Raw genomic sequence first — 13,595 nt, 5'->3', positions numbered from 1 at the left:
TAAAAGGCATGAGCCCGGTACAGTACCGAACTCATGCGCTAAAGGCAGTCTAACTATATACTGTCTAACTTTTGGGGGTCACTTCAACGCGGCAGCTCCTCTTTTTGTTCAGCGTGCCCAGAGGCACGCATTATCTAGTTGGTGCAAGTCCAACCACGGGAGGGACCAAGCCACCCTTGTAGCTAGGATGCTTGCGTATGGCGAAATCTGTGCGTAAAGCGCATCGACAAAAGTACTTGTCAGAGGCAGGGCGAGCAACATACCAGGCCGTAACATCAAGTGAATCCTGCCGTATCGTCAAAGAGGCCTCGCAAGAGGGACAAGAGGAAGCTGAGTCTCGTGAACATAGACGAAGGCCAAGGAAGCTGCGTAGATCTTGGAACAGCAGTGAAGAATCCTCCGGTGTAAAGGGATCGGCATGGTATGAAAGATAATGCAGTGAACTGGGGAGACCCTCCCCTGCACGGATTTTTTTTAGAAACCGTAAAGAGACACTCTATAGGCTCGAAAAGCGAAGTGAGCCGTCTGTAGGAAGGGAGTCCGAGGGGCTCATAGTACCAAAGAACCGAAGGACAACATAACCTTCGGGAGGGAAGGTGCCCTGCTTTGTTTATGCTTTTTAAGGAGGTACGAGTGAGTGAATGCCAACCGGCTAACGACACCAAAGGAAAAAGTTCAACAACTCCAAGAAAAGCTAGGTCATGCAGCCGAGGAAAACAAGAAACGTAAGTTCCACTCCTTGTACGACAAGGTTCACAGATGGGACATTCTATGCGAAGCATGGGAAAAGAGTGCGTGCTAACAAAGGCGCGGCTGGTATAGATGCCGTTACTCTTGCAGACATCGAAAAGCACGGGGAGATTTCGTTCATCAAGGAATGTAAGCGTGAGCTACAAGAAGGCACATACCATCCTGATCCAGTGAGACGTCAATACATTCCTAAAAAGGATGGAAAACAAAGACCGCTCGGAATACCGACGGTTCGAGACCGAGTCGTACAAATGGCAACAAAACTAATGATTGAACCCATCTTTGAAGCGGATTTTCATGAAACATCCTTCGGATTTCGCCCGAAACGTGGTGCAAAGGGAGCACTAGACCGAATCCGTAAAGCCTGCAACCGTAAAGGGAATTGGGTAGTCGACATCGATATCGATATCCAAGGCTACTTCGACAACATTAACCAAGACAAGCTAATGAAACTGGTGCAAATGCGCATCAATGACAGGCGGATATTGAAGTTAATTAGGAAGTGGCTGCAAGTAGGAGTTATGGAAGAAGGATCGGTAAGACGCTCCGACTTAGGCACACCACAAGGTGGCGTCATCTCGCCGTTGCGAGACTGCCGGCACGATCGGCAGCCTTTCGCTCAGCTAAACAACAAGCGTACTAGACATTCTGTCTAAAATTTTGACGAAATTATAGACAACTTGTGAACTTTGTTATAGTATAATTGACAATCGGTTAATTGATTAGCAAGTTGAACATGCTGGGTAAGTTAACTCTATTTATGTATCCTTTTTTACATAAATAAAAAAATTACGAATCTACAATGGGGGAACAACATGAAGAAGAATATCTTTGGAAAAGTTTCGTATGCGGTTATGAGTACATCATTGTTGGCGGGACTGCTGACTGGTTGCGGTGGAGCGGGAAGTGGGTCGGGCAGCTCAGGTGATGTTATCAAAATTGGAGCTAACTTGGAGCTTTCAGGTGCTGTTGCTTCTTACGGACAATCTATTGCACAAGGGATCGAGCTCGGCGCAGAAGAAATTAATAAAAATGGCGGAATCAATGGTAAGAAAATCGAAATTATTAAAGCTGACAACAAGTCAGAGGCAGCCGAGGCAACGAATGCAGCTATTAAATTAACTAGCCAAGATAAGGTGGCCGCGATTATTGGTGCAGCAACAAGCGGAGACACGGTAGCACAGGTTCAAATCGCTACAGATAACAAAACGGTATTGCTGACACCTTCTGGTACAAGCCCGAACGTAACTGTGGGAACGAGCGGCAAAGTCAATGACTATATCTTCCGTACTTGCTTTATCGACCCTTTCCAAGGTAACGTTGCTGCGAACTTTGCAGCTAAAAACTTGAACGTGAAGAAGGCGGCAATCTTTGCTGACAACGCGAGCGATTACGCGAAAGGACTTGCAGCTTCCTTTAAAGATACGTTCTCAAAAGCTGGAGGTACTGTAGTCGCTCAAGAATCTTATGTAGCCAAAGATACAGACTTTCGCGCGACATTGACTCGTATTAAAGCAGCGAATCCAGAGTTCGTCTTTATTCCAGGCTACTACGAAGAAGTTGGTTTGATCATCAAGCAAGCACGGGAAATGGGAATCACGATTCCATTCATGGGCGGAGACGGTTGGGATTCTCCAAAGCTGGTTGAACTGGCGGGCGCTGCGGCTCTGAACAATACATTTATTACGAATCACTACTCCTCCGAAGATCCGGACAAAACGATTCAAAACTTTGTTACAGCATTTAAAGGCAAATACGAGAATAAATCCCCGGACGCATTTAACGCACTTGGTTATGACTCAGTTTACCTGATCGCAGACGGTATCAAACGTGCCGGCTCGACTGATGGAGCGAAAATTAAGGATGCTATGGCGCAAACCAAAGATTTGGCTTTGGTTTCCGGAAAAATTACATTTGACAACCAGCACAACCCGATTAAAACTGCAACAGTGTTAAAGTATAAAGACGGTAAGCAACAGTTCGAAACAAAAGTTAATCCTTAATACGCATTTAGCATGGGTGGGGGAATCTCCCTCACCCGTTTCATTTTCAGAAGGGGATTGAAAATTATGGATTGGATACAGCAGATTATTAACGGGATATCACTTGGCAGTATCTACGCGCTTATCGCGTTAGGCTATACGATGGTCTACGGTATTATTCGCCTCATTAACTTTGCGCATGGCGATGTGTTCATGGTCGGCGCGTTTATCGGCTTCTATGCCATTAAGTACGCTGGGTTAGGCTTCTTCCCGGCTCTGATCATCGCTATGGTTATCTGCGCGCTTCTTGGAGTCGTTATTGAGAGAATTGCATACAAGCGCTTGCGCAACGCGAGCCGAATAGCAGCGCTGATTACAGCGATCGGGGTTTCCCTTCTGATTGAATACGGAACTATCTATTTGCGTGGTGCTCAGCCTGAAGCGTTTCCGCAAGTATTGCCGAATCAAAGCTATAAATTTCTGGGAGCATCGATCAGCAGCGCTTCAATCTTCATTCTCTGCGTATCAGTGTTCTTAATGATTATTCTGCAATTCATTGTTCGCCGTACGAAAATCGGAAAAGCGATGAGGGCCGTATCCCACGATGCGGAAGCCGCTCGCTTGATGGGCATTAATGTGGATCGGACGATCTCGGCTACCTTTGCCATTGGTTCTGCTCTAGCAGGTGCGGCAGGGGTTATTTTCGGGATCTACTATACGAAGATAGAACCGCTCATGGGCGTGATTCCAGGCTTAAAAGCATTCGTTGCGGCCGTGTTAGGCGGGATTGGTATTATCCCGGGAGCTGCGATCGGTGGACTTGTCCTGGGCTTGGTTGAAACGTTGGTTAGTGCGCTGGGCTACTCCAACTGGCGGGATGCTGCTGCATTCATTATTTTGATTTTAATTCTCATCTTCAAGCCGTCAGGCATTTTGGGTAAAAATACTCGAGAGAAAGTGTAGGTGACGGACGAGGATGAAAAAAACTAACGGATTTTGGTTATTCCTTATTGTTTCCATTATTGTGTATGGCCTTGTTCAGTTACTCATAAGCACAGGCATATTGAATGCTTTTTATTCGAATACGTTAATTTTTATTGTGATTAATATTATTCTCGCTGTCAGCTTACATCTGGTCATCGGGATTACAGGTCAATTCTCTATTGGTCATGCAGGTTTTTTGGCCGTAGGTGCTTATGTAGCCGCAATTTGTACGAAGCTGCATCTTCCTTTTCCGCTTGCTTTAGTTATTGGAGGCGTAGTTGCAGCAGCAGCGGGCTTGCTGATTGGCATTCCGAGCTTGCGACTAAAAGGTGACTACCTAGCAATTGCTACACTCGGTTTTGGGGAGATTATCCGCATTGTGTTCGTAAATATTGAATATGTAGGCGGGGCAGCTGGGATGCAGGTTCCACATTTGACCAATTGGACATATGCCTTCCTTTGTCTGTTCGTTACCTTACTTGTTATTATGAACTTTACGAATTCCACGCATGGTCGAGCTTGTATTTCGATCCGGGAAAATGAAATAGCCGCGGATGCGATGGGAATTAACACGACGTATTATAAAGTTGTTGCTTTTGCAATTGGGGCGTTTTTTGCTGGTATTGCCGGCGGTTTATACTCGCACAATTTCTATATCATTCAGCCGACGAACTTTGGCTTTTTGAAGTCCTTCGATATTTTGATTTTCGTTGTACTTGGCGGATTGGGAAGCTTATCCGGCGCGGTGCTTGCCGCGATATTGATGACGATCGTTTCCACTTTTCTGCAGAGCTATCCGGAAACTCGGATGGTCATTTACAGCGTCATACTGATTGTTGTCATGCTGTATCGACCAACAGGTTTGATGGGAACTAAAGAAATCACTTCTTACTTAGGTAAATGGTCGTTTGGCAAAGGAGGACGTTTGCATGGCAAATAAACCTTTGCTGCTTGTAAAAGATGCCGGCATTCAGTTCGGCGGATTAAAAGCGGTATCTGGATTTAATATGGAAATTCATCAAGGAGAACTCATTGGTCTTATCGGCCCCAATGGAGCGGGAAAAACGACTAGTTTTAACCTGCTGACGGGTGTATATGTGCCAACAGAGGGCGATATTCTTTTCGATGGCAAGAAGTTGAATGGACTCGCACCTTATCAAATTACACGAAGCGGGATTAGTCGGACCTTCCAGAATATTCGTCTCTTTAATGAACTGTCCGTACTCGATAACGTCAAAGTCGCTTATCACTCTTTGTCTAAGCATTCGATGATGAGCTCTATTTTGCGCCTTCCTTCGCATTTTGCCGGAGAGAAGGAAATCGAAGAGAAAGCATTGCAATTTCTCAGGATTTTTCAGTTAGAGTCCTATAAAGATGAAATCGCCAAAAATTTGCCCTATGGTCAGCAAAGACGATTGGAAATCGCTCGCGCGTTAGCCGCAGGCCCGAAGCTGCTCCTTTTGGATGAACCGGCAGCAGGGATGAACCCGCAAGAGACACATCAACTGATGGAGCTTATTGCGTTTATCCGCAAAGAATTTCAGTTAACCGTCCTATTAATTGAACACGATATGAAATTAGTAATGGGTATCTGTGAACGGATTTATGTGCTCGATCATGGACAGCTCATCGCACAAGGAACCCCTGATGAAATCCGCAACCATCCCAAGGTCATTGAGGCATATCTGGGCGAGGAGGTGAAGAGCGGCGATGCTTAAAGTTGATGAACTGGGTGTATATTACGGCAACATTCAAGCCCTGAAGGGAGTCTCTTTGGAAGTGAATCAAGGGGAGATTGTCACCTTAATTGGTGCCAATGGTGCAGGCAAAAGCACACTTTTGAAGTCATTGTCCGGTATCCTTAAACCCAAGCAAGGGGATATCCAGTACATGGGCGAATCTATTGCAGGCAAGCCTGCACAAGAGATAGTAAAAGCGGGGATCTCCCATGTACCAGAAGGCCGCCGCGTATTTGCTAACATGTCCGTTGAAGAAAACCTGGAGCTCGGAGCTTATCTGCGAACAGATAAACATGCCATTCGCGAAGATATGCAGAACGTGTATCGGTTATTCCCTAGACTTCTGGAGCGTCGTAAACAGTTGTCAGGTACGCTATCTGGCGGCGAGCAGCAAATGCTTGCGATGGGTCGGGCGCTAATGGCACGCCCTAAGCTGCTTTTACTGGACGAACCATCTATGGGACTTGCGCCTTTGTTGGTTAAAACCATTTTTGAAATTATTGTAGAAATCAACCGCACCGGCACGACAGTATTGCTGGTCGAACAAAATGCAAATATGGCGCTATCCATTGCTCATCGCGCTTATGTGATTGAAACCGGAAAAGTCGTGATCTCGGGAACGGCTGCTGAGTTGCAGGCCAGTGACCAGGTGAAGCAGGCTTATCTTGGCGGTCATTAAAGAGCGGCAGCTCTGGACGGGTCCTGCCAACATTTTAACGAAAATATATGCCAAGCCTTCGAACGTGATCGGCTTGGCGTTTTTCTTACTCTAAAAAACGGTCGTATTCGCATCTCTTGCGCGATAGGACTGTTTTTGTTTTTCTCGGTACTAGATTAAGGAATCTTAGATTGCAAAAGCACATGTGATGATTACCAAAAGATATACTTTATGGAAAATAAGATATTTATGGATTATGATTCCGAAAGTGGTGAACATCATTGGAGGCTTTGGAGTACAGGGATCAGAAATTATTGGGATGCTCAAATTCTTATGGAAGATTATGTTATAATTATAGTTGAAAACGTTTCTGGGAGGGGATAGGAAAATGAACCCAAGTAAGCGACTGAATGATCGATTGACACCGCTACTTAAGAGTGTTATGGAAAAGGGGCCAGCCGGCTGTGCCTGTACCGTTGTGCGGCGGGGAGAAGTTGTTTATCAGGAAACCCTGGGTTATGCGGATTTGGAGAAGAAGAAGGAGATCACTCCGGATACAATCTACCGGATCTATTCGATGACTAAGGTAATTACCTGCGCAGCGGCACTCATGCTTTACGAGAAAGGACTTTATCTGCTTAACGATCCGTTGGAGGAATACCTGACGGAGTTCAAAAATCCGCAGGTGTACCGATATAACGAATATGGTACGAAGTCTTTATCCCCTGCAGTGGGTCCGATCCGGATCAAGGATCTTTTCACGATGGCCTCCGGGCTTACGTACGGTGGTGACGGCACGGAAACCGAACGGCAAACCCGTACAATCATGGAGAACGCTGCAGCGACCGTTGACATGCAGGCTTTGTCCAAAGCGTTGGCAGAAGTTCCGCTGGCTTTCGATCCCGGCACGCACTGGAAGTATGGTACAAGCCACGATGTCTTGGCAGCATTGATCGAAGTGCTGTCCGGACAAACATTCGGAGAGTTTCTGCAGAAGGAAATTTTCGCTCCGTTGGGAATGACCGACACCTCATTCCGGATATCGGAGGATAAGCGAGAACGATTATGTACCATGTACGATCGTGCAGAAGACGGTACGCTTACTCCTAATACCAGGATGGACGCCCGCTATCAACCGGGAAGCCGTCATGAAAGCGGCGGAGGTGGCCTGCTTTCGACGATCGGCGATTACAGCCGATTTGCGCAGCTGCTGACGAAGGGCGGGGAGCTGGACGGGGTGCGGATTCTTAGCCCGAAAACGGTTCATTTGATGGCGACCAATCATTTAAATCCACAACAGATCAAGGATTTTAACTGGCCGCAAATGAGTGGTTATGGCTATGGTTTGGGGGTCCGTGTTATGACCGATCCTGCAGCCGGCGGCATCAACGGCTCGATCGGTGAATTCGGCTGGGCCGGTCTAGCCGGGTCTTACTTGTTGATCGATCCTAAGGAAGAATTGTCCGTCGTGTACATGCAGCAGCTGCTGCCGAGCCTTGAGCCTTTCATTCATCCTCGACTGCGGGCTGCCATTTACGGGGCATTGGATTAAGTCCGGGGTTAACGGTGGCGAGAGAATACATTGGCGCTATAATCACAGCGAATGATTCAAAAACTGAGAAGCATCGAATTAGATAATCCATTCCTTTATTGAGACTGATAAATAACATGTGTTGAAGAAAAAAAGTTTTGAAGTAATTAGGCGTTCACTCTACTGGGTGAACGCTTTTTTAGTAGGTTGGAGTGATGATTAATCTAGATGAAGAATCTTTGTTAGGCGGGTTTGTAAAGTGATGGCCGCCCCGGCGACTAAACGAACGGGGCAGGATTATGTACTACAGGAAGAGAAAGAGAATAATATGTTTTTAAAGAGGTGGAGAAATATTAATGTTTACCCGTATTACTCAGTTAATTAATTTTCTTTTAGTTGAGATTTATGCTGGTGATACTTTCACCCATGATATTAAGGCACGTGTTGGGAAGAAACTAAGAGAGGATGAAGCTGCTGAGCTTCTGTTTGCACAGCTCCCAGAGGACTTCAAAAGCGAATTCAATGAATTGTGGGATGAGTTTGAAAAAGGAGACACACTCGAATCACAATTCGTTAAGGCAATTGATAAGATGCAAGCTTTTGCGCAGAACGTACATTCAAAGGGAACGGTTTGGAAAGAAAATCAAATTGCACCCGAGAAGATATTAGCTTATAACGAAAGCTGGAGACATGAAAATGATTCGTCAAAGTTTTATCTATGAGATTTATTAGTGAAGCTTAAATTAGGTAAAGCAACTGAACTGATGATGATGTGAATTTGTCGAGTGACAAGAATATAGTCCGATTAATTTCCGCCAAAATGGCGGCTTTTTTATTTTATCGGAACATATTCTTGTCATTTCTCAATGTCAAGAATATGTTCCGATTGCCGATCCAGGCCAAGAATATCGTCCGATTGCCGACAAAGTCAAAATATATATACTTTTGGGCATTCAGCTATTCGGGCAGGATAGTTCCAATATGTAGAATTGTAGGACAACCAACTCAATGGAAATATTATGTCATTCAAAAAAGAGCATAACGATTCTTTACTGATCGTTCTCAATATGTTATATTAATTGAGGGAGGGAGATGGGAATGGCGAGAAGCAAGGAGTTTGAAGAGAAAGAGGTCTTGGATAAGGCGATGCGGCTCTTTTGGGAGCAGGGGTACGAGAAAACGTCCATGACCGAGTTGGTTGAGCATATGGGTATTCATCGAAGAAGCTTGTATGATACTTTTGGAGATAAGCATAATCTGTTCCTGAAAGCGATGGATCGGTTTGACGACAAAATCAGCGCCGCGCTTGCAGGAGGGGTTAAACGATCCAAGACCGCATCGGAGGCATTACAGTTTATTTTTGGTTTCATGATCGACGGGGATGAGGACTCGCCAGCAGGCTGTTTAATGGTGAATTCGGCCGTAGAATTGGCGGCGCGCGACGTCGAGGTGGATAACAAGTCCACGAAAGCATTCACGACAGCAGAGCAATTGCTCAGGGAGATTATTATTTGGGGACAACGTGACGGTGAATTCACCTCCACATACAATGCTGAGGAATTGGCGGAATACCTGCATAATGTATGGATTGGGTTAAGGGTAATGGCAAGAACCTCGGCTTCCAAAGAAAAGCTTCACCGTATTACTCATATTTCGATGAAGCTCCTGGAAAAATAAGGGTAATTGTGGTAGTCAGTTCAGATGTAAAGTCTCCCTTCTGCTAATCCATGCTATTTGCGATCGAGTTATCTTACGCCTATTTTAGAATGAACATTCTCAAAAATAATCGCCGCATAGTTTACAATGAAGTTTATCAGCGCAGTTAAAACAACAAACAACACAACACACAAAAACAACAGAGTAAGGCACGCAGCATTTTTTTTACGATATTGAGAACGATCGTTCTCGTTAAAAAACAAGTATCGAGTAAAACTCGCTTACCGTACTTACTACGTATCAAAACGCAGACCGAATAGCTTCAAGAAAACAATTTCATAAACAGAATACAATAAAAGGAGCACATGAAAATGAATATTTCTCAACAAGTTGCATTTGTCACTGGCGCGAACCGAGGTTTTGGTCGCCATCTTGCCCTTGAACTTCTATCCAGAGGGGCTAAGGTGTATGCCGGAGCAAGAAATCCGCAGTCCATTGACATTCCCGGTGCAATTCCTGTAAAGCTTGATATTACGAACCCTCAAGAGGTAGCTTCAGCTGCTATGGCCGCTCAAGATGTAACGCTTCTGATCAACAATGCAGGATCGGCTACAGGCGCTACTTTGCTTGACGGTGATCTCGATCAAATTCAGTTGGAATTTAATACGCACTTCTTTGGCACATTATCCATGATTCGCAATTTCGCACCTATTCTTATTAATAATGGTGGAGGATCCATACTGAATATCCTTTCCGCATTATCATGGTTCAGTAGTGGGGGGAGTGAAGGCGCTTATTCGGCTGCAAAGGCGGCTGCGTGGGCAATGACGAACGATTTGCGCTTAAATCTGTATCCTCAAAATGTGAGAGTAGCTGGCTTGCATGTGGGCTTTATGGATACAGACATGACGTCAGGCGTTGAAGCTCCGAAGTCCAACCCTGCTGATATTGCAAAAATTGCAATTGATGGAATAGAGTCCGATAGCTTTGAAATTCTTGCTGATGAACCGAGCCGTCAACTCCAGCGTGCTCTCGCTGGCGGTGTAGCTGCTATTTACCCACAGCTTAAATGATGAGCAAAACTGTACTAATTACCGGAGCGTCGGGCGGAATTGGAAAAGAGCTGGCGGATCGTTTCGCCAAAGACGGATTCGACTTGGTGCTGGTCGCACGCAGCGAGGACAAGCTCGTGGATCTCGCGAGGGAATATCGGGAAAAGTACCGTGTCCAAACGACATACATCGCCAAAGATGTTGCGTTACCTGGCGTGGCGGAGGAAATCTACAGGGAGCTTAAAGAAAAAGGGATCACCGTCGACTTTCTTGTTAATAATGCGGGCTTCGGCTTGTACGGGGAATTCTTGGAGACACAGCTGGAGCAAGAGACGAATATGATCGACATTAATATCAAGGCTCTGACTGTAATGACGAAGGTGTTCTTACCGGATATGGTCAAAAGGCACCAAGGGGGCGTGCTGAATGTGGCTTCGTTGGTGGCTTTTTTTCCTGGACCACTGATGGCAGTTTACTACGCGACAAAAGCGTACGTACTATCGTTCACTGAGGCTTTGGAGAATGAGCTGCGCGGCACAAGCGTGACTGTGTCCGCACTCTGTCCGGGAGCGACAGCGACTGGCTTTGTCGATCGTGCTGGGCTAGCCACCTCAAAGCTGTTTAGAAGCGGCGTCATGGAGGTTGGGCAGGTGGCTGACATAGGATATCGCGAATTCTTGCGGGGCAAGACTTTAATCATAACAGGGGGGCGCAACAAGTTCATGGCGTTCTTGCCGCGGTTGCTGCCTCGCAAGCTCATGACAAATGCGGTCAGATCCGCACAGGCTAAAGTGGAGCGATAATCGAAAGAAACATTGGAGTTAATAAAATAAACTCAATTCAAAGAGGGGTTTTTAAAATGGGAAAACTGTGGAGCAAAACGAAAATTGGCAACCTGGAATTACCCCATCGGTTAGCGATGGCACCAATGACACGAAGTAGAGCGCAAGAGGATGGTACGCCGGGAGAGCTAACTTCCCATTATTATGCTCAAAGAGCATCGATGGGTTTAATTATTACTGAAGGCACACAACCTTCTGATGATGGTCAAGGTTACTTAAGGTCACCGGGCATCTATACGGAAAAGCATATTGAAGGTTGGAAAAAGGTTACGGATGCGGTACATGAAGCAGGTGGATTTATATTTATCCAATTAATGCATGTCGGTCGTGTTTCGCACACCGACAATACACCACATCATCGTCAACCCGTTGCACCATCTGCGATCGCACCCGGTGTAGAAATGTTTACGGCTAAAGGGATGCAGGAAATACCCGTTCCAAGAGAGTTAAGTGAAGAAGATATCCAGACGACAATTGCAGACTTCCGGAAAGCAGCAGCGGCAGCTATTAAAGCAGGAGCTGACGGCGTTGAAATTCATGGAGCAAATGGTTATCTGATTAATCAATTTATTGGGGAGAATTCTAATACACGATCGGATAAATACGGTGGATCGATAGAGAACCGTGCTCGCTTTGCAATTGAAGTAACGAAAGCAATCGTTGAAGAAATTGGAGCAGAACAAACAGGCTTCCGTATTTCGCCGGGAACATCTCTTAACGGAATTGATGAGGGCGAACACGGTCCTGAAGTTTATCTTCACCTTGTAAAAGAATTAGCTCAATATAATTTAGCTTACCTCCATGTTATGCATTTAGGGAACGAAACACTGCTCCGTGAAATTCGCAACATCTGGCCAAATCCATTATTAGTCAATAGAGCTGGACGGGCTCTAGATGATCTTAGTGTAGATATTGATAATGGCCTTGCTGATATGGCGCCAGTCGGGGCATGGTCATTAGCTAATCCGGACTTAGTTGAACGTCTTAAAGAAGGCTTTCCTTTGAATGAAGCAGATCGTAAAACATTGTACTCTGGTAACGGAAGCGAGGGTTACACAGATTATCCTACGATGAAAGAACTCAACAACAGTAAAGAATAACATGGATATTGCTTTATTATGGCGTACAAGTTAAAGTACGCCGTCAATTTTTCCAATAAACGAATGTGGGATTAAGATAAAAGAGAAAAGGAGAAGATGAAGAATTGAAAGCTGCACAAATGGAAAAATATTCAAAACAAATCCAATTAGAAATAAACAATATAAAAATACCGGAAATCAATAACCATGAGGTTCTTATCAAAGTAAAAGCTGCAGGTGTAAATCCCTTAGACATTCTTATTTTAAATGGTAGTATTCGCATGATTGCCGATTATGACTTCCCTTTAATTTTAGGAAACGAATTATCCGGCGTTATTGAGGCTGTTGGAAAAGATGTTGTGAAATTCAAGGTTGGAGATCACGTTTATACGAGGCTGCCAATAAATAAAATCGGAGCTTTTGCTGAGTATGCGGCAGTCCATGAGGAAGCGATTTCCGTTATGCCTAAAAATCTTTCTTTTATTGAGGCCGCCGCGGTACCCCTCACGGCTTTGACTGCATATCAAGCCTTGCATGATGTACTTCATGTTCAACCCGATAAAAAACTATTTATTCCTGGAGGAACTGGCGGCTTTGGTACGATGGCTATCCCGATTGCCAAATCGATGGGGTTATATGTGATTACGAGCGGCAGTGAAAGAGGGAGATCACGTACACTGTCCATCGGCGCTGATCAATTCATTAACTATAAAGAGGAAAATTATTTTGATTTGCTATCTAATATCGATTATGTTATCGATACATTGGGGGCAAAAGAAATTAAAACGGAACTTGCTATTCTCAAACCCCAAGGGAAATTGGTATCATTGAAGGCTTTACCCAATTACCGCTTTGCTGCTGAAAATAACTTTCCAATATGGAAAAAGCTATTGTTTGGTTTAGTAGGTGCTCGTTTAGATCGATTAGCAGTTAAACAGAATAAAGAATATCGCTTCTTATTCGTGTCCGCCAATGGCAGGCAATTACAAAAACTGACGAAACTAGTTGAGGATGAAGATATTAAGCCCGCTATAGATTCAGTTTATAATTTTGATGACATTAACATGGCTTTAAATAAAGTTTCTACTGGCCACTCCGAAGGAAAAGTGATAGTAACCTTTTAAGGAGAGGATATATGAATTTTGGAAATACGCTCGAAAGGTGCCTTGGCATAACACCGCATTCACGCTTAGTAGCATTTGGCTGATTACGCTCCCTCGATATGATTTAATTTTCTCACGAAAGCTCGTGAATTCGCAGGATTTCATCCCATTTAGAATAGGTTGACGAATGAAAAGAGTAAGGATTGCTAGGCTAATCTG

The 13,595-nt window shown here is 44.8% G+C and carries 15 protein-coding genes; all 15 read left to right on the top strand.

Annotated elements, in window-relative coordinates; translation table 11 throughout:
- The first annotated feature begins 197 nt into the window (after nt 1-197).
- The 15 genes from AC58U0_RS36950 (at nt 198) to AC58U0_RS36880 (ending at nt 13,397) form a co-directional block, all read left to right on the top strand.
- Nucleotides 198-434 (top strand): hypothetical protein, encoded by a 237-nt coding sequence (locus AC58U0_RS36950; RefSeq protein ID WP_497383618.1) that lies wholly within the window; start codon nt 198-200, stop codon nt 432-434.
- 203 nt (nt 435-637) lie between these two features.
- Nucleotides 638-802 (top strand): hypothetical protein, encoded by a 165-nt coding sequence (locus AC58U0_RS36945; RefSeq protein WP_497383617.1) that lies wholly within the window; start codon nt 638-640, stop codon nt 800-802.
- A complete protein-coding gene (locus AC58U0_RS36940; RefSeq protein WP_497383616.1) occupies nt 792-1,406 on the top strand; it encodes a reverse transcriptase domain-containing protein in 615 nt (204 codons plus the stop codon). The genes AC58U0_RS36945 and AC58U0_RS36940 overlap by 11 nt, the downstream gene beginning before the upstream one ends.
- A gap of 159 nt (nt 1,407-1,565) precedes the next feature.
- Nucleotides 1,566-2,753 carry an ABC transporter substrate-binding protein gene (locus AC58U0_RS36935; protein WP_497383615.1) on the top strand — a complete coding sequence of 396 codons (1,188 nt, stop codon included), beginning with the start codon at nt 1,566-1,568 and terminating at the stop codon, nt 2,751-2,753.
- A 66-nt stretch (nt 2,754-2,819) separates the two neighbouring features.
- A complete protein-coding gene (locus AC58U0_RS36930) occupies nt 2,820-3,695 on the top strand; it encodes a branched-chain amino acid ABC transporter permease (RefSeq protein WP_497321633.1) in 876 nt (291 codons plus the stop codon).
- A gap of 13 nt (nt 3,696-3,708) precedes the next feature.
- Nucleotides 3,709-4,656: a branched-chain amino acid ABC transporter permease gene (locus tag AC58U0_RS36925; protein WP_497383614.1), complete on the top strand. Its 948-nt coding sequence runs from the start codon at nt 3,709-3,711 to the stop codon at nt 4,654-4,656.
- Complete coding sequence (locus AC58U0_RS36920; protein ID WP_497383613.1) at nt 4,646-5,434, top strand: ABC transporter ATP-binding protein; 789 nt, start codon at nt 4,646-4,648, stop codon at nt 5,432-5,434. The genes AC58U0_RS36925 and AC58U0_RS36920 overlap by 11 nt, the downstream gene beginning before the upstream one ends.
- Entirely contained in the window at nt 5,427-6,134 is a 708-nt protein-coding gene (locus AC58U0_RS36915) for an ABC transporter ATP-binding protein (protein ID WP_497383612.1), read from the top strand. The genes AC58U0_RS36920 and AC58U0_RS36915 overlap by 8 nt, the downstream gene beginning before the upstream one ends.
- Before the next feature lie 367 nt (nt 6,135-6,501).
- The gene (locus AC58U0_RS36910; RefSeq protein ID WP_497383611.1) at nt 6,502-7,665 is read left to right on the top strand and encodes a serine hydrolase domain-containing protein; all 1,164 of its coding nucleotides are present in this window, start codon (nt 6,502-6,504) and stop codon (nt 7,663-7,665) included.
- A 335-nt stretch (nt 7,666-8,000) separates the two neighbouring features.
- Nucleotides 8,001-8,366 carry an HD domain-containing protein gene (locus AC58U0_RS36905; protein ID WP_497383610.1) on the top strand — a complete coding sequence of 122 codons (366 nt, stop codon included), beginning with the start codon at nt 8,001-8,003 and terminating at the stop codon, nt 8,364-8,366.
- A 376-nt stretch (nt 8,367-8,742) separates the two neighbouring features.
- Nucleotides 8,743-9,321, top strand: a complete 579-nt coding sequence (locus tag AC58U0_RS36900; protein WP_497383609.1) for a TetR/AcrR family transcriptional regulator — start codon at nt 8,743-8,745, stop codon at nt 9,319-9,321.
- A 350-nt stretch (nt 9,322-9,671) separates the two neighbouring features.
- Nucleotides 9,672-10,373 carry an SDR family oxidoreductase gene (locus tag AC58U0_RS36895; protein ID WP_497383608.1) on the top strand — a complete coding sequence of 234 codons (702 nt, stop codon included), beginning with the start codon at nt 9,672-9,674 and terminating at the stop codon, nt 10,371-10,373.
- Nucleotides 10,370-11,155: an SDR family NAD(P)-dependent oxidoreductase gene (locus AC58U0_RS36890; RefSeq protein ID WP_497383607.1), complete on the top strand. Its 786-nt coding sequence runs from the start codon at nt 10,370-10,372 to the stop codon at nt 11,153-11,155. The genes AC58U0_RS36895 and AC58U0_RS36890 overlap by 4 nt, the downstream gene beginning before the upstream one ends.
- A gap of 56 nt (nt 11,156-11,211) precedes the next feature.
- Nucleotides 11,212-12,294, top strand: a complete 1,083-nt coding sequence (locus AC58U0_RS36885) for an alkene reductase (RefSeq protein ID WP_497383606.1) — start codon at nt 11,212-11,214, stop codon at nt 12,292-12,294.
- A gap of 104 nt (nt 12,295-12,398) precedes the next feature.
- Entirely contained in the window at nt 12,399-13,397 is a 999-nt protein-coding gene (locus tag AC58U0_RS36880; protein ID WP_497383605.1) for an NADP-dependent oxidoreductase, read from the top strand.
- Nucleotides 13,398-13,595 lie beyond the last annotated feature (198 nt).

The organism is Paenibacillus sp. J31P190 (genome assembly GCF_059692075.1).
The sequence above is the reverse complement of the archived record's forward strand: the minus strand, read 5'-3'. Positions and strand labels throughout refer to the sequence as shown.

What these genes read in the sequence shown, in the direction of transcription:
- AC58U0_RS36950 (WP_497383618.1), top strand. Translation starts at nt 198, where the DNA reads ATGGCGAAATCTGTGCGTAAAGCGCATCGACAAAAGTACTTGTCAGAG.
- AC58U0_RS36935 (WP_497383615.1), top strand. Translation starts at nt 1,566, where the DNA reads ATGAAGAAGAATATCTTTGGAAAAGTTTCGTATGCGGTTATGAGTACA.
- AC58U0_RS36930 (WP_497321633.1), top strand. Translation starts at nt 2,820, where the DNA reads ATGGATTGGATACAGCAGATTATTAACGGGATATCACTTGGCAGTATC.
- AC58U0_RS36925 (WP_497383614.1), top strand. Translation starts at nt 3,709, where the DNA reads ATGAAAAAAACTAACGGATTTTGGTTATTCCTTATTGTTTCCATTATT.
- AC58U0_RS36920 (WP_497383613.1), top strand. Translation starts at nt 4,646, where the DNA reads ATGGCAAATAAACCTTTGCTGCTTGTAAAAGATGCCGGCATTCAGTTC.
- AC58U0_RS36915 (WP_497383612.1), top strand. Translation starts at nt 5,427, where the DNA reads ATGCTTAAAGTTGATGAACTGGGTGTATATTACGGCAACATTCAAGCC.
- AC58U0_RS36910 (WP_497383611.1), top strand. Translation starts at nt 6,502, where the DNA reads ATGAACCCAAGTAAGCGACTGAATGATCGATTGACACCGCTACTTAAG.
- AC58U0_RS36905 (WP_497383610.1), top strand. Translation starts at nt 8,001, where the DNA reads ATGTTTACCCGTATTACTCAGTTAATTAATTTTCTTTTAGTTGAGATT.
- AC58U0_RS36900 (WP_497383609.1), top strand. Translation starts at nt 8,743, where the DNA reads ATGGCGAGAAGCAAGGAGTTTGAAGAGAAAGAGGTCTTGGATAAGGCG.
- AC58U0_RS36895 (WP_497383608.1), top strand. Translation starts at nt 9,672, where the DNA reads ATGAATATTTCTCAACAAGTTGCATTTGTCACTGGCGCGAACCGAGGT.
- AC58U0_RS36890 (WP_497383607.1), top strand. Translation starts at nt 10,370, where the DNA reads ATGATGAGCAAAACTGTACTAATTACCGGAGCGTCGGGCGGAATTGGA.
- AC58U0_RS36885 (WP_497383606.1), top strand. Translation starts at nt 11,212, where the DNA reads ATGGGAAAACTGTGGAGCAAAACGAAAATTGGCAACCTGGAATTACCC.